Raw genomic sequence first — 17929 nt, forward strand, 5'->3', positions numbered from 1 at the left:
GACGATCCGCACCGCGAATCACGATTGGCCTGCCTGCCTGGATGATCAAGCGGCGCGGACGTCGCCTGCCTCGGGGCGTTTCCCCGAGTGTCCGGCGAGCGCGCCGCCTCAAGCGGCGCGGCGAACCGGCGCGCCGGCCAGCATGCGCCCCGAGGGGACGATCATGCCGGCCGCGCCGTCCAGCCAGCCTTCCGTGAGCTCGAGCGCAAGAAAGCGCGAGCGTTCGAACGGGCCTGGCATGACAAGGTGGCGAGCTTTCTCGGCAAAGAAGCCGAAACGCTCGTAATAGGCTGCGTCGCCGACGAGCAGCACGGCGCCATGGCCGCGGTTCTTCGCTTCGAGGATCGCTGCCCGCATCAGCGCCGAGCCGATGCCCTTGCCGCCGTGCCGCGAATCGACGGCAAGCGGGCCGAGCAGCAGCGCGGTAATCGGCGTGCCTTCATCGTTGACGCCGGCCTCGACGTTCCAGAGCCGCACCGTCCCGATGAGGTGGCCGTCGCGATCACGCGCGACGAGCGCAAGGCCTTCGGCCGGAATCCGGTTGCGGCGGATCTTCTCGGACGATTTCTTGCGGCGGCCCGGACCCATGACGCGGTCGAGCAGGTTTTCGCGGGCAACGACGTCGGAAGGATTTTCGGCGTCGATGGCGAAAGTGGTAGGCGCAAAGAATGCGCGGACAGAATCAAGAACAGCGGCCATCTTGGCCTCCCGTACCCAATACCGTTATCAGCGGCGATGAAGGAAATTGTGAAGTTGCCGCCCCGGCTGGCTACGGGGCCGGCGGAAACGACTTAGATGACGTAGGCCTTCAGCGGCTCGAAACCGTTGAAAGCGACCGCCGAATAGGTCGTCGTATAGGCGCCGGTGCCTTCGATCAGAACCTCGTCGCCGATCGAAAGGGAGATCGGCAGCGGATAGAGGTTCTTCTCGTAGAGTACGTCGGCCGAATCGCAGGTCGGGCCGGCGATGACGCAGGGCTCCATGTCGTCGCCATCGTGCTCCGTACGGATCGGATAGCGGATGGCTTCGTCCATCGTCTCGGCAAGACCGCCGAACTTGCCGATGTCGAGGAAAACCCAGCGCGCATCGTCATTGTCCGACTTCTTCGAAATCAGCACAACCTCAGCCTTGATGACGCCGGCATTGCCGACCATGCCGCGGCCCGGCTCGATGATCGTCTGCGGGATCTGGTTGCCGAAATGCGTGCGCAGCGCCTGGTAGATCGACTTGCCGTAAGCTTCTGCCGACGGAACGTCGCGCAGGTACTTGGTCGGGAAGCCGCCGCCCATGTTGACCATCTGCAGGTGGATGCCCTGCTTGGCAAGCGATACGAAGACGCGCTTGGCATCGGCAAGCGCCGAATCCCAGGCATCGACCTTGGTCATCTGCGAACCGACATGGAACGAGACGCCATAAGACTGCAGGCCGAGCTGATGAGCGTAGACGAGAACGTCGACGGCCATCTGCGGGACGCAGCCGAACTTGCGCGACAGCGGCCACTCGGCGCCTTCGCCATCGGTCAGCACGCGGCAGAAGACACGGGCGCCGGGAGCGGCGCGCGAAATCTTCTCGACTTCCTCGTGGCTGTCGACCGCAAAGAGGCTGACGCCGAGCGCATGTGCACGCGCGACATCACGCTCCTTCTTGATCGTGTTGCCATAGGAAATGCGGGCGGCGGTCGCACCGGCTTCGAGCGCCATTTCGATTTCGGCAACGGATGCGCAATCGAAATTGGAACCGAGGCCGGCGAGCAGCTTCAGCACTTCCGGCGCCGGGTTGGCCTTGACGGCGTAGTAGATGGCGCTGTCCGGCATGGCGTGGCGGAAGGCGTGGAAATTGTCGCGAACGACATCGAGATCAACCACGAGGCAGGGACCGTCGGGACGTCGGGTTGCGAGAAAGTCGCGGATGCGCTGGGTGGTCATATCGATTCCCTCTTCCAGTTCCAGAGCTCCGGCAAGAACCGGAGGACAAAGGGCATACGAGAACTCGCATTGGAACCAGCCGGTGGAGACCCCGGAACCATAGCAAGCGCTCGATGCGCGGATAATGAACCAACGCCGCGATGCGGTGTAAGTTCGGCTTTGTCTGCCATGGATTGGAGGGAGAATCCCAACCGCACTTCCGGCAATGATGGTGTGCCTCTTCAGTAACCCCCGCTGATGGAAAGCAGGGAGAGAACAAAAAGGCCCGCACCGTCGTTGCTTCAGGCGTCCTCGCATTTTCCGGTTGGCCGGAATAGCGACTGGAGGGGTTAATTCCAGGTACCTTACCGATTTCCTCACCAATTCGAGGGTTCGGCGGACACCCATGGGCACGTGCGACTTTGGGCTGACTGGGAGATAAGAATATTCGCCTTCATAATCAAGCGATTTTTTAATCCTCCGGGCAAAAAAATATTGAACAGCGCGGCTCAATTTGTTCAACGTTCCGAAACAGTTTTAGGAAGTATCCATGGATACCTTGACGCGCATACGCGCCTTCATCGATGTCGTCGAGGCCGAAGGCTTCTCCGCCGCCGCGCGGCGCACTGGCCGCTCAAAGGCGCTGCTCTCCAAATATGTGCGCGAACTGGAAGACGAACTCGGCGCGCTGCTGCTCAATCGCACCACCCGGCAGTTCTCGATGACGGAGGCCGGCCACACCTATTATCGCAGCGCCTCGGATATTCTGAAGGAGATCGACAACCTTGCCGATCTGGTGCGCGAAAACAATGCACAGCTGAAGGGACGGTTGCGCGTCTCCGTGCCCCGCACCTTCGTCGATGCCGACGTCGGCCAGTCGCTGATCGATTTCTCCAGGGAAAACCCGGACCTCTCGCTGGAGATCGCCGCCGATGACCGTTTCGTCGATCTGATCGAGGAAGGGTTCGACGTGGCGATCCGCATCAGCAAGCTCGAAGATTCCGGGATGATCGCTCGCAAAATTTCCGATTTCCGCGTCCATCTCTGCGCCACCCCGCATTTTCTCGAGCGCCATCCCGATCTGGAGCATCCGACCGACATTTCCAGTCTTCCCTTCATCATCGATACCAATTCACGCACCCAGGGCAGCATCCGCTTTCACAATCCCGACAACACCACCTTCGCCGTCTCCGTCTCCGGCCCGATAGAGGTCAACAGCCCGCACGCGACATTGCGCGCTGCACTCGCCGGCATCGGCATCGCCCTTATTCCCGATTTCGTCGCCCGCAAGCCGATCGAAAGCGGCGAGCTGGTGACGCTGTTTAACGATTACATCCCGACCGACCGCGGCATCTATGCCGTTTATCCGCACCGCCGCTACCTGCCGGCCAAGGTGAGGATCTTCGTCGATTACCTGCACAATTGGTTCAAGAAGCATCCGTGAGATTGCGCGGAAAGACCGGCCCGGCCGGAAGATGGAGTGGCGCCGATCGAGATCAACCGACAAGCCGGTCCCAATTCCGTCCCAATTTCTGGCAAGAACTCGGGTCGGGCGAATAAGGCAGCGGGACGCATGAACAAATCCATACCATTGATGACCGCGCTTCTTTCGTTGGCGCCGGCAGCGGCCTTTGCGCATCCGCACATCTTCGTGGAGGCGCGGCTCGAAGTCGTGGCCGGCGCTGACGGCAGCATCGAGGAACTGCGCAATGTCTGGCGCTTTGACGAGGTCTTCTCCTCCTCGGTCGTCATGGATTTTGACAAGAACACCGATCTGAAGCTGGAGCCGAACGAACTCGCGCAGGTCGGCAAAACGGTGAAGCAATCGCTTGCCGATTACGACTATTACATGAACCTGACGATCAACGGGAAAAGCGTCACCGTTCAGCAGCCCGACATCATCCATGTCGACTATAAGAACGGCCAGCTCCTGATGTTTTTTGCGGTCAAGCCGGCCGAGAAGATGCCGCTCAAGGGCAGGCTTACGTTCGGCGTCTATGACCCGACGCTCTATACGTCTATCGACTTTCCGACGGACAACGAACTGGCCACGGTCGGCGACAGCTTCAAGGCGTGCAAACACCAGGTGGTAAGGCCGGATGCCGACGAGGTGATCTCGGAAAACAAGCAGTCGCTGACCGATGCCTTCTTCAACGACCCCACCGGCACCAACATGTCCAAACTCTTCGCCACGCGGCTGGAGATCACATGCTGATAAGACGCCCGTACCTCATCCTTTCCGCAGCACTCCTTGCGCTTCTGACGGCGGCGAGCCTCGCCCATGCGCAATCGCCGCTCGGCATCGGCACGGCCGAACCGAGTTTCCAGCCGACCGGCGGCCCGTTCGCCCCGCTTCTGCTCTACGTGAACTATGAACAGCAGGCCTTCTACCGGGCGCTGACGGGTGCGTTGAAGGGCATGCGGGAGGATCCGTGGCAGCTGACATCGCTGGTCGGCCTTTCCTTCGCCTACGGCGTCTTCCATGCCGCCGGCCCCGGCCACGGCAAGGCGGTCATCTCCTCCTACATGATCGCCAACGAGGTCGAGTTGAAGCGCGGCGTGGTCATCTCCTTCATTTCGGCCTTCGTCCAAGGCGTGGTCGCGGTGGCGCTGGTCGGTGGCGCCTGGCTGGTGCTGCGCGGCACCGGCATCACTTTGACGGCGGCCACCCATGCGATGGAAATCGCAAGCTTCGTCATGGTCATCCTCTTCGGCGGCTGGTTGCTGTTCCGCAAACTTCGTTCGATGATAGGCAACCTGCCGCGCCGCCGGCTGATGGCGACGCCGGCGGGTCCGGTCAGCATGATGCTCGACTGGAAGGACAATGCGGCCGAACGTCAGGCCTATGCTTTCAGCGGCAAGGCGCAGGCCGTCGACGCCGGCCACACCTCCATTCCCGGCCTGGCCTGCGAGACCTGCGGCAATATCCATGTGCCCGATCCGGCGCTGCTCGCCGGCGACAAGTTCAGCACCCGCGAGGCTTGGTCGGCGATCGTTGCTGTCGGCCTCCGCCCCTGCTCCGGGGCTTTGCTTGTCATGACATTCTCGCTGCTGAACGGCCTCTATCTCGGCGGCGCGCTTTCGGTCGCCGCCATGTCGCTCGGCACGGCGATTACCGTATCCGTGCTTGCCACGCTTGCCGTCACCGCCAAAGGTGCGGCCGTCCGCCTCTCCGGGCGCGGCTCGACGGCTTCGATCTGGGTCGGCAACGCCATCGAAATCCTCGGCGCCGTGCTCGTCATCCTGATGGGCGTCCTGCTGCTTGGCGCCTCGCTGCAAGGGTAGACTATTTTCCCCTGTTCCGCTGGTAGCGCGCCCGCAGCCAGAAGACCGCAAAAAATGCCATGATCAGGCAGACGCCGACGAGGATGCCGAGCGCCGGCGAGAAATTGCCGATCCACAGAACGATGGTCGGCAGGAAATAGAGGACGAGGCCGGCGCCGAGCAGGATGATGGCGGCGGCGATTGCCTGCGAGCGGCTTTCCGGGCTCATACGAGCCTTTCCTTTTCGAGATCGGCGCGGATATCCTGCAGGCGGCGGATCTGGCTGCCGGCGGCGTCAAAATTCTCGGGCGAAAGCCAGGCTTCGAAGGCCTCGTTGATCAGCGGCCATTCGGCGTCGATCATCGAGAACCAGGCGGTGTCGCGGTTGCGGTGCTTGGAAATCATGTGCTGGCGGAAGACGCCTTCGAAGCTGAAGCCGTAGCGCAGAGCCGTCGTTTTGCTCGCTTCGTTCTTGTTGTCGCATTTCCATTCGTAGCGGCGGTAGCCGAGATCTTCGAAGACGTGCTTGGCCATCAGGTAATGCGCCTCGGTGGACAGCGGCGAACGGCTCATGTCGGGACCATGAGCCACCCCGCCGATCTCGACGACGCCGTTTGCCGGGTCCGCGCGCATATAGTTCGCCATGCCGACAATCTTGCCGGTGGCGTTGTCGCGGAAGATATGGGTGAGCCAACTGGACTTGGTGTGGACGGCTTCGAGCCAGCTGGCGAAATCCTCGATGCCGGAGAAGTCGTCCTGCGCGAAATAGAGAAGCAGCGGGTTGATGCCCATGCCGCCGAGCCCCTTCCACAGCGCTTCGAGATGTTCCTCGCGGCGATAGGGCTCGACGGTAACGAAACGGCCCTTCAGTGTGACCGGCTTCGGCGCCGGGCAGCCCTTGAAATTTGCAAGATCGCGCATGTTCACTCCCCTTTTCGGCAGAGTGGATAGGCCAGCCGCCCGACAAAGGCAACCGGCCTAGATGTTACTGTGACAAGGTCGTCTTGGCGGACGACACAGTCGCCTCGATATGGTCGACCAATTGGTCGGCGAGGCCGAGACGGCCCGCAAGCAGATCGAGATAACCGCGCTCGGCGCGCGAATCCGGCTCGATGGTGATCCGTGAAGCGGTGTAGAGTTCGACGCGCTGTTCTTCCGTCACTGCGGCAGCGACGAGCGCGTCGATATCCGTCGGAGAGGCGAGTTCGCGCTCGATGAAGGCTGCAGCCTCGCCACTGACGTCGGCGGCCTTGATCTTGTCCATGATGAGGGCGCGTTCGGCGCCATCGATATGGCCGTCTGCCTTGGCGGCGGCGATCATCGCGCGGATCAGCACCAGCACGAATTCATTGCTGCCGGCAGGCGACGCCGGCCCGAAGCCGGATTCGACAGGCGGCGGCAGGAGAACCGGGTTGTTCGCCGACGGTGCATCCGAGGGGGCCGCAGGCGCTTGGCCCGCCTGGTAATTCTTGTAGGCCTGGTAGCCGAGACCGGCAATGGCGGCCAGGCCGCCGATTGCCAGTGCGTTACCGGCAATACTGCGGCCGGTCTTGGTGCCGAGGAGCGCGGCAGCGATCGCGCCGGTCTTCATCGGATTGTTCTTTGCCGTCTGTACGGCATCACCCGCCCTGTCACGGACCGAGCCGCCGAGACCCGGCACCTGCGAACCCAAGAACTGGTCGAGAAGCTTCTTTGCGTCGAACATTCCTCGTCATCTCCCTGTTTGAGGCCGGAGGAGAACATAGGTTTGCGACGGCTGAAATACAAATAGTGGGCGTGATGATTGCACCTGGCGCTCTTCCCGCCCTTGCGACCTCAGGCTTTCAGAGCCGCGGCCTCTGCTGCGAGTCTGGTGATCCCCGCCCAGTCGCCGGCTGCGACCAATTCCTTTGGCGCAACCCAGGAACCACCAACGCAGACGACGTTCGGCAGCGAGAGATAATCTCGGGCGTTCTTCAGTGAAATGCTGCCTGTCGGGCAGAACAGCGTGCCGGCGAGCGGCGAAGAGAGCGCCTTGAGGTAAGCGGCGCCACCGGCCTGCTCGGCCGGAAAGAACTTCAGCACCTGGTAGCCTTCTTCGCGCAACGCCATGACTTCGCTGGCAGTGGCAGCTCCGGGAAGCAACGGCACATCGGAATCTGCAGCGGCATCGAGCAGCTCCTGCGTCGTGCCCGGACTGACGATGAACTTCGAACCGGCCTCGACGGCGGCTTGCCAGTGGGCGGCATTCAGGATCGTGCCGGCGCCGACTTCGGCGCCCTCGACCTCGGCGGCGACGGCACGCACGGCCTCGAGTGCCGCCGGCGTGCGCATGGTGATCTCGATTGCCTTCAGGCCGCCTGCGACGAGCGCCCGGGCCAGCTGCACCGCAGACTTGGCGTCATCGACGATAAGAACCGGAACGACCGGCTGGAGTTTCAGGATGGAAAGGAGCTTCTCTGTTTTGTCGCCCATGGCCGCATGACCTCCTTGAAACGATTGAAATTTGCATCCCGAATAACGTCCCCGCCGAACCTTGTCGAGCTAAAACCGGGTTGTCTGAGAAGAAGGGTATGAAATGCTTGGAAATTGGTCTACCGTGCAGCAATCGTCACAAAAGGTTCACTAATATGGCGAAAGAGATCGAGCGGAAGTTTCTCGTACGCAGCGATGGATGGCGTTCAGCCGTCGAAACCAAATCTGTCCTCAGGCAGGGTTACATCGCCTCGATGGACGACCGTTCCGTTCGAGTCCGCATCCTCGACGGCAGGAAAGCGAGACTGACGATCAAGATCGGCCGCAGCGCCATCACTCGTGACGAATTCGAATATGATATCCCCGTCGCCGATGCCGAAGAGCTGTTGCAGAACGCAATCGGCATCGTCATCGAGAAAACGCGCTACCGTGTTCCCCATGAGGGCTTCGTCTGGGAGGTCGACGTCTTTGCCGGCGAACATCGCGGATTGGTCATCGCCGAAGTGGAGATGGCGGCGGAAACCGACAAGCCAGCCCTGCCCCTCTGGCTCGGCCGCGAAGTGACCGGCGATTTCCGCTATTCCAATCAGGCCCTTGCGACAGAATACGGGCACGACAGGCATGGCCTATCGCATTCGGCCTGACGCCGATTTCACCGAGGCCTTCCGGAGCGTCGCGACCGAGCAACTGGAAAACGCCATCACCTTTCTCGAAGAGCGGCCCGACGGCGCGCACGAGGCGATCCATTCCTTCCGAAAAAACCTGAAGCGATTGCGCTCGCTCTACCGGCTCGTAGCGCGCGAGGTGCCGGACTTCCGGGCGCGCGAAAATGCCAGACTGCGTGATGCCGCGCGCGCGCTTTCGGCAATCCGCGACGCTGCCGCGCTCATCGGCACCGCGCAATATCTGCAGCATTCAGCCCGCGGGAAAGAAGAAAGCGAAGCGCTCGGCCGGATCGTCACCATTCTCGAGGGGCGCCGCGACTGGATGGCGGAGGCCGAGAGCGGCCTGGAACAGCGGTTGACGGAAACCTCAGGCACCCTGAAGGAAGCGATCGCCTCTTTGGATGGGATCTCCTTCGATGCCGGCCACCGCAAGAATGCCCGCATGCTGGCGAGGAGCTGGCGCCGCACCGCGCGCAAGGCCAAGGCCGCGCTTGCCGGCTGCCACGGCGATGCATCGGCCGACAATTTCCACGATCTGCGCAAGCGGACCTACGACTACCGGCTCTACCACGCTCTTTTGCGCGACATCTGGCCAGGTGCGATGAAGGCCAAGCGCAATGCGGCCAAGGCACTCGTCGAGGATCTTGGCCACATTCACGACCTTGCCGTACTCTGCCAACTGGTGGAAGCCGAGCCACAACTCTTCACCCGCAACGACGATCTGGCGCATCTTCTCGACGCGATCATCTTCCGCCAGCAGGAAGACCGCCGGCAAGCACTCGTTAAGGCCGAAGCGGTCTTCGCGGATGATCCCGACGAGGAGTCGGAGCGTATCGAGCTTCTCTGGCTGGCCGCCGGGAGCTGAGAGACGGCGCATCCTGGAAATATCGCCAAACCCATTGACCTCAACTTATCTTGAGGTCCTAGCCTCCGGTGGTCGACCAAAGGAACTTAACCGCGAGGAAGAAATGATCACAGAAAACGCCGCTATGCCAAGGGTGCTCGGGCTCTACGAGACCCATCTGACAGTTGCCGATCTCAAGACCTCCGTCGATTTCTACCGCGATGTCGTCGGGCTAGAGCCGGCGGCTACGTTCGAGGAGCGCAAAGTCGCCTTCCTCTGGGTTGACGACAGGAAGACCGGCATGCTCGGCCTCTGGGAAACGGGAAGCAGCCCCCTGAAGATGCGGCTGCATATCGCTTTCCGCGTGACTGTCGATGGCGTGCTGCAGGCGCCCGCCAATCTCAAGGCAAAAGGCGTCGAACCTCTCGGCTTCACCGGCCAAGCCGCAATCGAGCCGGTCGTTCTCGGCTGGATGCCGGCGCTGTCGATCTATTTCAAGGATCCGGACGGGCATTCGATCGAATTCATCAGCCTTCTCGACGATGCGCCCGACCGAAATTTCGGCGTGCGGCCGTTTTCCGAATGGAAAGCCAAAGCATAATCGGTCCCGTCATTGCGCCGCCATCGGCGAAGGGAATTGCGCGGTCCGGTGATTTTCTATATTTCCGGCGCATGACCGACTGCCTGACACACACCAGCCCGTTCCTCGTGGCGGCGCTCTACCATTTCGTTTCCGTGCCGCGCTTCGCCAGCTTGCAGGCACCGCTGCAAACGCTTTGCGAAGAAAACGGCGTCAAGGGAACGCTGCTTCTCGCGCATGAGGGCATCAATGGCACGATTGCGGGACCGGATGCCGGCGTTCACGCCGTGCTCGCCTTCCTGCGTGCTCAGGCGGAATTTTCGAGCCTGGAGCACAAGGAAAGCCGCGCTTCGAAAATGCCTTTCCTGCGCCTGAAGGTGAAGCTGAAGAAGGAAATCGTCACCATGGGCGTCGAAGACATCGACCCCAACAAGGTGGTCGGCACCTATGTGGCGCCTCGGGACTGGAATGCGCTGATTTCCGATCCCGATACGATCGTCATCGACACCCGCAACGACTATGAGACGGCGATCGGCACGTTTCGCGGCGCGCTCGACCCGAAGACGAAGACATTCCGCGAATTTCCGGATTGGGTGCGGGGGAATACGGGCCTGCACAACAAGCCGAAAGTCGCAATGTACTGCACCGGCGGCATACGCTGCGAGAAGGCCACCGCCTTCATGAAGGCTGAAGGTTTCGACGAGGTCTATCATCTGAAGGGCGGCATCCTGAAATATCTGGAGGAAGTGCCGCAGGAAGAAAGCCTATGGGAGGGCGCCTGCTTCGTGTTCGACGAGCGCGTCTCCGTCGAGCATGGGCTAAAGGAAGGCGAACACAAGCTGTGCCACGCCTGCCGCAACCCGATCACCGCCGAGGAAATTGCCTCGCCGTTCTACGAGGAAGGTGTTTCCTGCAGCCACTGTTATCCCAGACGCACCGAGCAAGACCGGCTGCGCTACCGTCAGCGGCAGCATCAGATCACGCTGGCAAAAAAACGCGGCCGGCGGCATATCGGCAGCTAAGAGCCTGTTGCTTTTCACTGAGCTTGCGCCCACGCGAATTTCGCCGTCAGGCGGCACCGAGACGGCGCAAGGTTGACGGTTCCGCAGCACGAAGTTCGTTTAGCATCTCGGTAATTCGCTCGGCCGCCAGCGGCTTTCCGAACAAATAGCCCTGCAGGCAGTCGCAGCCGAACAGGCGCATGGCGACCGCCTGCCCCTCGGTCTCTATGCCTTCAGCCGTCACCGGGATATCGAGCGAGCGAGCGAGCGCCACCGTCGCTTGCAGCATTTCGCGCTGGCGCTTATCCTCGTTGACGCCCATGACCAGCGAGCGGTCGATCTTGATGCGGTCGAAGCCGAACTGCCTGAGGTAACCGATCGAGGAAAAGCCGGATCCGAAGTCGTCGAGCGCCACTTTCACCCCCAGGCCCTTCAGCCGCTCGATCGACTGGCGGGTACGCTGCGGATTCTGGATCATATACCCTTCGGTGATCTCGAGGGTGATGCGGCTGGCCTCGATCTCCGTCTGCTTCAACACGTAGCGCACATAGTCGGTGAAGGCGGGATTGCGGAACTGGCCAGGCGAAACATTGACCGAGACGTCCAGCTCCGGCCACTGCTTGGCCGTCTCGCAGGCCTTGCGCAGCACGAACAGGCCGAGCGATTCGATGAGGCCGCTGGTCTCGGCGATCGGGATGAACAGCTCGGGTGAAACCGGGCCGTGGCCCGGGCGGTTCCAGCGCACCAGCGCCTCGACGCCGCTCAGCGCATGCGTGGCGGCATCGACCAACGGCTGGTAGACCAGCGTCAGGTCGCCGCTTTCGATGGCGATCCTGAGATCGAGCTCCAGCGCATTTCGCTGCTCGCGGTCCGCGTCCATCGATGGATCGTAGAGCGTCATGCGCGCACGGCCGGCCTCCTTCGCCTTGTACATGGCAAGGTCGGAACGGCGCACCAGCTCCTCGCGATCGATTGCGCCGGCAGGCGACATGGCGATGCCGATACTGGCCCCGACGACGACGACACGGCGACCAATCTCCAGCGGTTCGACAAGAAAATCGAGGATCTGCTCGGCAAGCTGCAGAGCGGCGGCATTCTCGCCATCGGAGAGAAAGGCGATTGCAAATTCGTCCCCGCCGATGCGGGCGAGAACCGCGCCTTGCGGGATCAACACCTCGAGCCCGGCCGCGACCGCGCGGATCAACTGGTCGCCGGTGCCGTGTCCATAGCTGTCATTGACTTCCTTGAACCCGTCGAGGTCGAGATAGAGGAGCAGCACGTTGCGCTTGGCCTGGCGCGCTTCGAGGACAAATCGATCGACGGCAAGCCCGAGCCCGTCGCGATTGGAGAGGCCGCTCAGCCTGTCGCGCAACGCCTCCTCGCGGGCGCTGTTTTCCTCCGCCTTCAGGCGCCGGCCGGCAAGCCAACCGATCGCCAGCAGCACCACGAAGAAAAGCCCGACGAGACCGAGCGCCTGGATGACCATCGGTCGCACCTGCGCGTAGGCAATATTGCCGGGTGAGCGCGAGTTCCAGACGAGCTTGCCGATCGTTGCCCCCGCCGGATCGACGATCGGCACCAGATATTCGGCCGAGAAACTCGGCGCCGCCAGCCTCAGTCCGCCGATCACATAGGTCTGACCGAGCCCGGCCACCCTGTCGTCATCGAGATGACGGGCAAAAACGAGATAGCGGTGCTGCCCCGCGGGCGCATCAAGGGCGCCGGATTTCTTCCGCACCAAGGCCACACCGACAGCGGCAATACCGCGTTTGGTGGTGACGAAACCGACCGCCTGGGGAGTATCGGCTGAACCGGCCGCCTTCGCCACGTCGAACAGCTTCCAGAGCGAGGGCGCGAAGAAATCCGCCAGCGGCTCCTCCATCGGTTTGCCATCGCGGTAGGCTATGATCGCATTCTTCGCATCATCGATCACGATCGCCATGTCGAAAAGCGAGCTGTTGACCGACATCTCGCCGTAGTTGCTGACCGTCCACGCCATGCCATCGGGCGCATAGACGTTGGCGGCGGCATCGTCCCAGGCGGCATAATCGTCGAGCGTCGCACCGAGCTGATCCTCGAAAGTCTTCAATGCTCCGATTGTCGTTTCGCGCGAGCGCTCGTCATCAAGGACATTGGCGTTTTCAGCTACGCGCTCGAGTGCAGTCAACACCATGATGGTAGCGACCGCGACGATGACCGCAAAGGAGAACAGCACGCCGGTGACGGTGATATGACGGCTTATTCCGGATCCCTTGCTCTGCAATTTTCCAATTATCTGCATTCCGGCTCCCTGACCATCGGACTTTGCCAGTCAAGGGTTCAGAAACGTTTAAGCAACCGCCTGCTGCACATTTCCGCCGGTCGATTTTTTGCCGTTGGCCCGAACATTGAGGGCGAACCGCCGGCCATCGAACCTAGATGGCAGGTTGCCCCCCATTGTGATTGCCCTTCGGAAAATGCGTCGCGAGTTCGCGATACCATTTGCCGCTCTTTTTCACCGTCCGCAGCTGCGTCTCATAGTCGACATGGACGAGACCGAAGCGCATGCGGTAGCCTTCAGCCCATTCGAAATTGTCCATCAGGCTCCAGGCAAAATAGCCGCGCAAGGGATAGCCGTCCTTGATGAGATCGGCAACGACAGCGAGATGACCGCCGAGATAGTCGAGACGCATCGTATCGTCGACCTCGCCGTCGACGACACCGGTATTGTCGCAGGCGCCGTTCTCGGTGATGTAGCATTCCGGCGGGTCGTAGCGGCGATAGAGGTCCTCGACCAGAAGCTTCAGGCCTGGCGCATAAATTTCCCAGCCGATGTCGGTCTTGACGTCGCTTGCCGGCGGCGCTTTCACCGTCCAAGGGAAATCGCCCTGGCGTTCGGCATCGTCGGCGACGCGCTCGGGCGTGTAGTAATTCAGCCCCCACCAGTCGAGTGTCTGGCTGATGAGTTTCAGGTCGCCATCCTCGATGACGGGCATGCGATCGCCGAGCGCCTCCACGAATTCCCGCGGATATTCACCCTTGAAGACCGGATCGAAGAAGGCGCCGTTGTGGAACTGATGAGCACGTTCGGCAGCGGCTAGATCGGCCGGGCTGTCGGAGCCGGGAATGATCGAAGCTGCGTTGAGCACGAGCCCGACCGGCACATTGGGTGCTTCCGAACGGATTGCCTCGACGCCGAGACCATGGGCGAGGTTCATGTAGTGCATGGCATGCAGCGCGGCCTGCATATTGCGCTCACCGGGAGCATGAATGCCGTAGAGATGGCTCAGCCAGACGATGCACCAGGGCTCGTTGAAGGTCGCCACCCTGTCGAGACGGTCGCCGAGACGGTTCATCACCGTCTTGGCGTAGCGCTGAAAAGCAAAGGCGGTCGAACGCGCCGTCCAGCCGCCGTCGCCGGCAAGCAGCAGAGGCAGATCCCAGTGGTAGAGCGTCGCGAAGGTTTTGATCCCGCGCGCCTTGCAGCCGTCGACCAGCCGGTCGTAGAAATCGAGGCCGGCCTCGTTCACCGGGCCCGTGCCGTCGGGGATAATGCGCGGCCAGGCAATGGAGAACCTGTAAGCTTCGACACCCATCTCCTTGATCAGGTCGAGGTCCTGCTCCAGGCGATTATAGTGGTCGCAGGCAATGTCGCCGTTGTCGCGATTATAGACGCGGCCAGGCATGTTGCAGAAGGCATCCCAAATGGACGGCTTGCGGCCGTCGGACTTGCCGGCGCCTTCGATCTGGAAGGCGGCGGTGGCAACACCGAAGGTGAAATCGCCGGGAAAGCGGCCTGCAAGCGTCTTCGCATCGATCATCTGTAATCCCCGTCTCTCAGCATGTGGACTGACCGTGGCGGGATTTAGCCAAGCGGGAAAGCAAAGTACAGGTCCCAGGGAGAAAAACTGCAACGTTACAGTATTTGCACGACGAGCAGAAGGTATCGTCTCGTCGCAGCCGATTGCCCTGCTGCCCCTCACCCGCTCTCATAACGCGAATGTCAGCAGTCGTGACTTGCTGCTGGGCCCGTGATCACTACACAGCGAAGACATCGCAAACATGAAAGGAATCCAATGCTGTCTTCGATCCATCTGCTGCAGCCGCATCTGCTGAGCCTGCTGCGCATCGTCTCGTCGCTCGTGCTTTTCAGTTATGGAACGCAGAAGATCCTGCACTTTCCGGCAGCGGCAAGCGTACCGCCAATAGGCTCGCTCTCCTGGATTGCCGGATTGATCGAACTCATCCTGGGCTTCCTCGTCCTAGTGGGTTTCCAGACTCGCATCGCGGCCTTCGTGCTCTCAGGCCTGATGGCCTTCGCCTACTTCATCGGTCATGCGGGAAAGAGCTTTTATCCCGCGCAGAACGGCGGCGTCGCCGCGATCCTGTTCTGCTTCGTGTTTCTCTATCTGGTGGCGGCAGGCGCCGGCCCACTCAGCGTCGATGGTCTCGTGAAGCGCAACCGCGCTACAGCCTGAGACATGACGATAAGCCGAGGCGGTTCAACGCCGCCTCGGCATTCTCGCGACTCCGCCCCAGGCCATCTGAGGGGCGGATCGTCAAAGCTCAGAGTTTCACCCAGGCGCCGTTTTTCTTGGACGAGGCAACGCAGGCCTCGACGAAGGCGACACCCTTCACGCCGTCGTCGACGGTGGGATAGATCACCGCCTTATCGACTGCCTTGCCCTTCTTCCGGGCGTTGATCGCATGTGCGGCTTCCGTATAGATCGTCGCAAAAGCTTCGAGGTAACCTTCCGGATGCCCTGACGGCACGCGCGAAACACGGCCGGCCGCCGCACCTGCGCCGGCGCCGCCGCGGGTGATCAGCCGCTTCGGCTCGCCGAATGGCGTGTACCACAGGTAGTTCGGGTCCTTCTGGGTCCATTCCAGCCCGCCCTTGCTGCCGTAGACGCGCACCATCAGGCCGTTTTCGTGGCCGGGCGCCACCTGGCTGCACCAGAGCATGCCCTTGGCCGGCTTCTCCGAACCTTTCGCCTTGAAACGCAGCATGACATGGGCGTTGTCATCAAGCCGGCGGCCGGGGACAAAGCTGTCGAGATCGGCCGCCAGGCTGTCGAGCTCCAGGCCTGATATAAACGAAGCGAGATTATAGGCATGCGTGCCGATATCACCTGTGGACCCGCCGACGCCGGACTGCGCCGGATCGGTACGCCAGGCGGCCTGCTTCTGGCCTGTCTGCTCGACCGCTTCCGTCAGCCAGTCCTGCGGATACTCTGCCTGAACCACTCTAATATCGCCGAGTTCGCCGTTCGCGATCATCTCGCGTGCTTGGCGGACCATTGGGTAACCGGTGTAGTTATGCGTCAACACGAAGAGCGCGCCGTTCTCGTCGGCGACCTTCTTCAGCTTCTTCGCATCGGCAAGGTTCGATGTCAGCGGCTTGTCGCAGATGACATGGATGCCGCGCTTCAGAAACTCCTTGGCCGCATCATAGTGCACATGGTTCGGCGTGACGATCGCCACCGCCTCGATGCCGTTCTTCAGCTTCGCCTCGCGGATCGCCATCTCGCGGTAGCTCGAATAGGTCCGCGACGGATCGAGGCCGAGGTCGCGGCCGGACTGAACCGCCTTATCAGGCGTCGACGACAGCGCGCCGGCGATGAGATCGTACTGATCGTCGATCCTCGCCGCGATGCGGTGTACCGCACCGATGAACGCGCCCGCGCCGCCGCCCACCATGCCAAGCCGGATGCGCGGCTCGCGGCTCTGTTCAGATGATGCTTCGATTGCCATACTTGTCCTCCTGAAATTTAATCTGGTGCGGATGCGCCCCTCATCCGACTGCAGCCACCTTCTCCCTGCTTGCGGGGAGAAGGAAATGCCGCGACGTCGATGCCAACTCCGTCGGTGTGGCAAGTCCCTCTCCCCGTCAAAACGGGGAGAGGGTTAGGGTGAGGGACAGCCTCACGGCACGCTTCTTATTTAAAGCCCCAGCATCCGCCGGTTCGCCGCCTGGTCCGTGCCGCCGGCTGCAAAATCGTCGAAGGCTTTCTCGGTGACGCGGATGATATGAGCCGCCACGAATTCCGCGCCCTCGCGGGCACCGTCCTCCGGATGCTTCAGCGCGCATTCCCATTCGACCACGGCCCAGCCGTCGAAATCATTGGCCGTCATCTTCGAGAAGACCGCGCCGAAATCGACCTGGCCGTCGCCGAGAGAACGGAAGCGGCCGGCGCGTTCCACCCAGCCTTGATAGCCGCCATAGACGCCTTGGCGCCCGGTCGGATTGAACTCCGCATCCTTGACGTGGAACATCTTGATGCGGTCCTTGTAGATGTCGATGTTCTCGAGATAATCGAGGCACTGCAGAACATAGTGCGAGGGATCGTAGAGCATGTTGGCGCGCGGATGGTTTTTCACGCGCTCCAGGAACATCTCGAATGTGATGCCGTCATGCAGGTCCTCGCCCGGATGAATCTCGTAGCAGACGTCGACGCCGTTCTCGTCCGCATGGTTGAGGATCGGCGTCCAGCGACGGGCAAGCTCGTCGAAGGCCGTCTCGACCAGACCGGCCGGGCGCTGCGGCCAGGGATAGATGAAAGGCCAGGCAAGCGCGCCGGAGAAGGTAGCATGCGCCTTGAGGCCAAGGTTTTTCGATGCCGTCAGCGCCAGCTTAACCTGCTCTACCGCCCATTCCTGGCGGGCTTTCGGATTGCCGCGCACCTCTGGTGCGGCAAAACCGTCGAAAGCCTCGTCATAGGCCGGGTGAACGGCGACGAGCTGGCCTTGCAGATGGGTGGAGAGTTCGGTGATCTCGATGCCGTTTTCGCGGGCCTTGCCGGCGAACTCGTCGCAATAATCCTTGGAAGTCGCAGCCTTCTTCAAATCGATCAGCTGGCTCGCCCAGGTCGGCACCTGGACACCCTTGTAGCCGATGTCGGCCGCCCATTCGGTAATCGCTTCCCAGGAATTGAAAGGCGCGGTATCACCCGCAAACTGGCCAAGGAAAAGGCCGGGGCCCTTAATCGTCTTCATGTCAGATTCCTCCCTGAACATCGACCGTAAACGTTTCTGAAAACTTGTAGCACGCATTTCGGCGGGAGCAAGACGCTTCCTTGCTCTCAACTCGCAGATCTGACACGAAGCCAGATGGATATGGCTGCGAACTAATCACGATGGGCTTTGGCGGGCAAGAGGTACGTGCAGCATTCGGGCGCACCAAAAACGACGGCAAAGTGCGCCCATCCTTCCGATTGGGCGCACTTGCGTAGTCAGTG

At 61.6% G+C, this 17929-nt stretch carries 18 protein-coding genes; 8 read left to right on the forward strand and 10 right to left on the reverse strand.

Going from position 1 to position 17929, the window contains the following annotated elements; all coding sequences use genetic code 11:
• Positions 1 to 108: 108 nt before the first annotated feature.
• Together GA0061105_RS17295 and odc2 are read right to left on the reverse strand one after the other, a co-directional pair.
• Positions 109 to 699 (reverse strand): GNAT family N-acetyltransferase, encoded by a 591-nt coding sequence (locus GA0061105_RS17295; protein WP_092751736.1) that lies wholly within the window; start codon positions 697 to 699, stop codon positions 109 to 111.
• Between the two features lie 92 nt (positions 700 to 791).
• The gene (odc2, locus tag GA0061105_RS17300; protein ID WP_092751738.1) at positions 792 to 1925 is read right to left on the reverse strand and encodes an ornithine/lysine decarboxylase; all 1134 of its coding nucleotides are present in this window, start codon (positions 1923 to 1925) and stop codon (positions 792 to 794) included.
• Between the two features lie 529 nt (positions 1926 to 2454).
• Between odc2 and GA0061105_RS17305 the strand changes: the two genes are divergently transcribed.
• The 3 genes from GA0061105_RS17305 to GA0061105_RS17315 all read left to right on the forward strand — a co-directional run bounded on the left by GA0061105_RS17305 (position 2455) and on the right by GA0061105_RS17315 (position 5189).
• Positions 2455 to 3348 carry a LysR family transcriptional regulator gene (locus tag GA0061105_RS17305; RefSeq protein WP_092751740.1) on the forward strand — a complete coding sequence of 298 codons (894 nt, stop codon included), beginning with the start codon at positions 2455 to 2457 and terminating at the stop codon, positions 3346 to 3348.
• Positions 3349 to 3477: 129 nt separating this feature from the next.
• Entirely contained in the window at positions 3478 to 4119 is a 642-nt protein-coding gene (locus GA0061105_RS17310) for a DUF1007 family protein (protein WP_092751853.1), read from the forward strand.
• The gene (locus GA0061105_RS17315) at positions 4113 to 5189 is read left to right on the forward strand and encodes a nickel/cobalt transporter (protein ID WP_092751742.1); all 1077 of its coding nucleotides are present in this window, start codon (positions 4113 to 4115) and stop codon (positions 5187 to 5189) included. Before GA0061105_RS17310 ends, GA0061105_RS17315 begins: the two co-directional genes overlap by 7 nt.
• Position 5190: 1 nt before the next feature.
• Here GA0061105_RS17315 and GA0061105_RS17320 read toward each other — a convergent pair whose 3' ends face one another.
• From GA0061105_RS17320 to GA0061105_RS17335, 4 genes are all read right to left on the reverse strand, one after another.
• Positions 5191 to 5397: a hypothetical protein gene (locus GA0061105_RS17320; protein ID WP_064694273.1), complete on the reverse strand. Its 207-nt coding sequence runs from the start codon at positions 5395 to 5397 to the stop codon at positions 5191 to 5193.
• A complete protein-coding gene (locus GA0061105_RS17325) occupies positions 5394 to 6089 on the reverse strand; it encodes a GNAT family N-acetyltransferase (protein ID WP_092751744.1) in 696 nt (231 codons plus the stop codon). Before GA0061105_RS17325 ends, GA0061105_RS17320 begins: the two co-directional genes overlap by 4 nt.
• Positions 6090 to 6153: 64 nt before the next feature.
• Positions 6154 to 6873 (reverse strand): tellurite resistance TerB family protein, encoded by a 720-nt coding sequence (locus GA0061105_RS17330; RefSeq protein WP_092751746.1) that lies wholly within the window; start codon positions 6871 to 6873, stop codon positions 6154 to 6156.
• Positions 6874 to 6983: 110 nt separating this feature from the next.
• On the reverse strand, positions 6984 to 7622 hold the full coding sequence (locus GA0061105_RS17335; protein ID WP_064694271.1) for a 2-dehydro-3-deoxy-phosphogluconate aldolase: 639 nt from the start codon (positions 7620 to 7622) through the stop codon (positions 6984 to 6986).
• 155 nt (positions 7623 to 7777) lie between these two features.
• On the opposite strand from GA0061105_RS17335, the gene GA0061105_RS17340 reads away from it, so the two are divergent.
• From GA0061105_RS17340 to trhO, 4 genes are all read left to right on the forward strand, one after another.
• Positions 7778 to 8266 carry a CYTH domain-containing protein gene (locus GA0061105_RS17340; protein ID WP_064708662.1) on the forward strand — a complete coding sequence of 163 codons (489 nt, stop codon included), beginning with the start codon at positions 7778 to 7780 and terminating at the stop codon, positions 8264 to 8266.
• Positions 8244 to 9152 carry a CHAD domain-containing protein gene (locus GA0061105_RS17345; RefSeq protein WP_092751748.1) on the forward strand — a complete coding sequence of 303 codons (909 nt, stop codon included), beginning with the start codon at positions 8244 to 8246 and terminating at the stop codon, positions 9150 to 9152. The genes GA0061105_RS17340 and GA0061105_RS17345 overlap by 23 nt, the downstream gene beginning before the upstream one ends.
• A 103-nt stretch (positions 9153 to 9255) precedes the next feature.
• Positions 9256 to 9732 carry a VOC family protein gene (locus tag GA0061105_RS17350; protein ID WP_092751750.1) on the forward strand — a complete coding sequence of 159 codons (477 nt, stop codon included), beginning with the start codon at positions 9256 to 9258 and terminating at the stop codon, positions 9730 to 9732.
• Between the two features lie 71 nt (positions 9733 to 9803).
• On the forward strand, positions 9804 to 10733 hold the full coding sequence (gene trhO / locus GA0061105_RS17355; protein WP_092751855.1) for an oxygen-dependent tRNA uridine(34) hydroxylase TrhO: 930 nt from the start codon (positions 9804 to 9806) through the stop codon (positions 10731 to 10733).
• A 46-nt stretch (positions 10734 to 10779) separates the two neighbouring features.
• On the opposite strand, the gene GA0061105_RS17360 is transcribed toward trhO, so the two are convergent.
• Positions 10780 to 12993 (reverse strand): putative bifunctional diguanylate cyclase/phosphodiesterase, encoded by a 2214-nt coding sequence (locus GA0061105_RS17360; protein ID WP_092751752.1) that lies wholly within the window; start codon positions 12991 to 12993, stop codon positions 10780 to 10782.
• Positions 12994 to 13126: 133 nt separating this feature from the next.
• A complete protein-coding gene (locus tag GA0061105_RS17365) occupies positions 13127 to 14512 on the reverse strand; it encodes a GH1 family beta-glucosidase (protein ID WP_092751754.1) in 1386 nt (461 codons plus the stop codon).
• Between the two features lie 255 nt (positions 14513 to 14767).
• Here GA0061105_RS17365 and GA0061105_RS17370 point away from each other — a divergent pair, with 255 nt between their 5' ends.
• Complete coding sequence (locus GA0061105_RS17370) at positions 14768 to 15169, forward strand: DoxX family protein (RefSeq protein ID WP_064694265.1); 402 nt, start codon at positions 14768 to 14770, stop codon at positions 15167 to 15169.
• An 88-nt stretch (positions 15170 to 15257) separates the two neighbouring features.
• Here GA0061105_RS17370 and GA0061105_RS17375 read toward each other — a convergent pair whose 3' ends face one another.
• Together GA0061105_RS17375 and GA0061105_RS17380 are read right to left on the reverse strand one after the other, a co-directional pair.
• Positions 15258 to 16445, reverse strand: coding sequence for a Gfo/Idh/MocA family protein (locus GA0061105_RS17375; protein ID WP_092751756.1), 1188 nt, complete (start codon positions 16443 to 16445; stop codon positions 15258 to 15260).
• 189 nt (positions 16446 to 16634) lie between these two features.
• Entirely contained in the window at positions 16635 to 17687 is a 1053-nt protein-coding gene (locus GA0061105_RS17380; RefSeq protein WP_092751758.1) for a sugar phosphate isomerase/epimerase family protein, read from the reverse strand.
• Positions 17688 to 17929: the final 242 nt, after the last annotated feature.

It is taken from the genome of Rhizobium aethiopicum (assembly GCF_900094625.1).
GTDB lineage: Bacteria > Pseudomonadota > Alphaproteobacteria > Rhizobiales > Rhizobiaceae > Rhizobium > Rhizobium aethiopicum.

Bases quoted from the DNA above. Each gene is read 5' to 3' on its own strand.
- GA0061105_RS17345 (WP_092751748.1), top strand. From the start codon at position 8,244: ATGGCCTATCGCATTCGGCCTGACGCCGATTTCACCGAGGCCTTCCGG.
- GA0061105_RS17335 (WP_064694271.1), bottom strand. From the start codon at position 7,622: ATGGGCGACAAAACAGAGAAGCTCCTTTCCATCCTGAAACTCCAGCCG.
- GA0061105_RS17370 (WP_064694265.1), top strand. From the start codon at position 14,768: ATGCTGTCTTCGATCCATCTGCTGCAGCCGCATCTGCTGAGCCTGCTG.
- GA0061105_RS17375 (WP_092751756.1), bottom strand. From the start codon at position 16,445: ATGGCAATCGAAGCATCATCTGAACAGAGCCGCGAGCCGCGCATCCGG.
- GA0061105_RS17350 (WP_092751750.1), top strand. From the start codon at position 9,256: ATGATCACAGAAAACGCCGCTATGCCAAGGGTGCTCGGGCTCTACGAG.
- GA0061105_RS17380 (WP_092751758.1), bottom strand. From the start codon at position 17,687: ATGAAGACGATTAAGGGCCCCGGCCTTTTCCTTGGCCAGTTTGCGGGT.
- GA0061105_RS17295 (WP_092751736.1), bottom strand. From the start codon at position 699: ATGGCCGCTGTTCTTGATTCTGTCCGCGCATTCTTTGCGCCTACCACT.
- GA0061105_RS17360 (WP_092751752.1), bottom strand. From the start codon at position 12,993: ATGCAGATAATTGGAAAATTGCAGAGCAAGGGATCCGGAATAAGCCGT.
- GA0061105_RS17315 (WP_092751742.1), top strand. From the start codon at position 4,113: ATGCTGATAAGACGCCCGTACCTCATCCTTTCCGCAGCACTCCTTGCG.
- GA0061105_RS17305 (WP_092751740.1), top strand. From the start codon at position 2,455: ATGGATACCTTGACGCGCATACGCGCCTTCATCGATGTCGTCGAGGCC.
- GA0061105_RS17365 (WP_092751754.1), bottom strand. From the start codon at position 14,512: ATGATCGATGCGAAGACGCTTGCAGGCCGCTTTCCCGGCGATTTCACC.
- GA0061105_RS17320 (WP_064694273.1), bottom strand. From the start codon at position 5,397: ATGAGCCCGGAAAGCCGCTCGCAGGCAATCGCCGCCGCCATCATCCTG.
- GA0061105_RS17330 (WP_092751746.1), bottom strand. From the start codon at position 6,873: ATGTTCGACGCAAAGAAGCTTCTCGACCAGTTCTTGGGTTCGCAGGTG.
- GA0061105_RS17310 (WP_092751853.1), top strand. From the start codon at position 3,478: ATGAACAAATCCATACCATTGATGACCGCGCTTCTTTCGTTGGCGCCG.
- GA0061105_RS17325 (WP_092751744.1), bottom strand. From the start codon at position 6,089: ATGCGCGATCTTGCAAATTTCAAGGGCTGCCCGGCGCCGAAGCCGGTC.
- odc2 (WP_092751738.1), bottom strand. From the start codon at position 1,925: ATGACCACCCAGCGCATCCGCGACTTTCTCGCAACCCGACGTCCCGAC.
- GA0061105_RS17340 (WP_064708662.1), top strand. From the start codon at position 7,778: ATGGCGAAAGAGATCGAGCGGAAGTTTCTCGTACGCAGCGATGGATGG.
- trhO (WP_092751855.1), top strand. From the start codon at position 9,804: ATGACCGACTGCCTGACACACACCAGCCCGTTCCTCGTGGCGGCGCTC.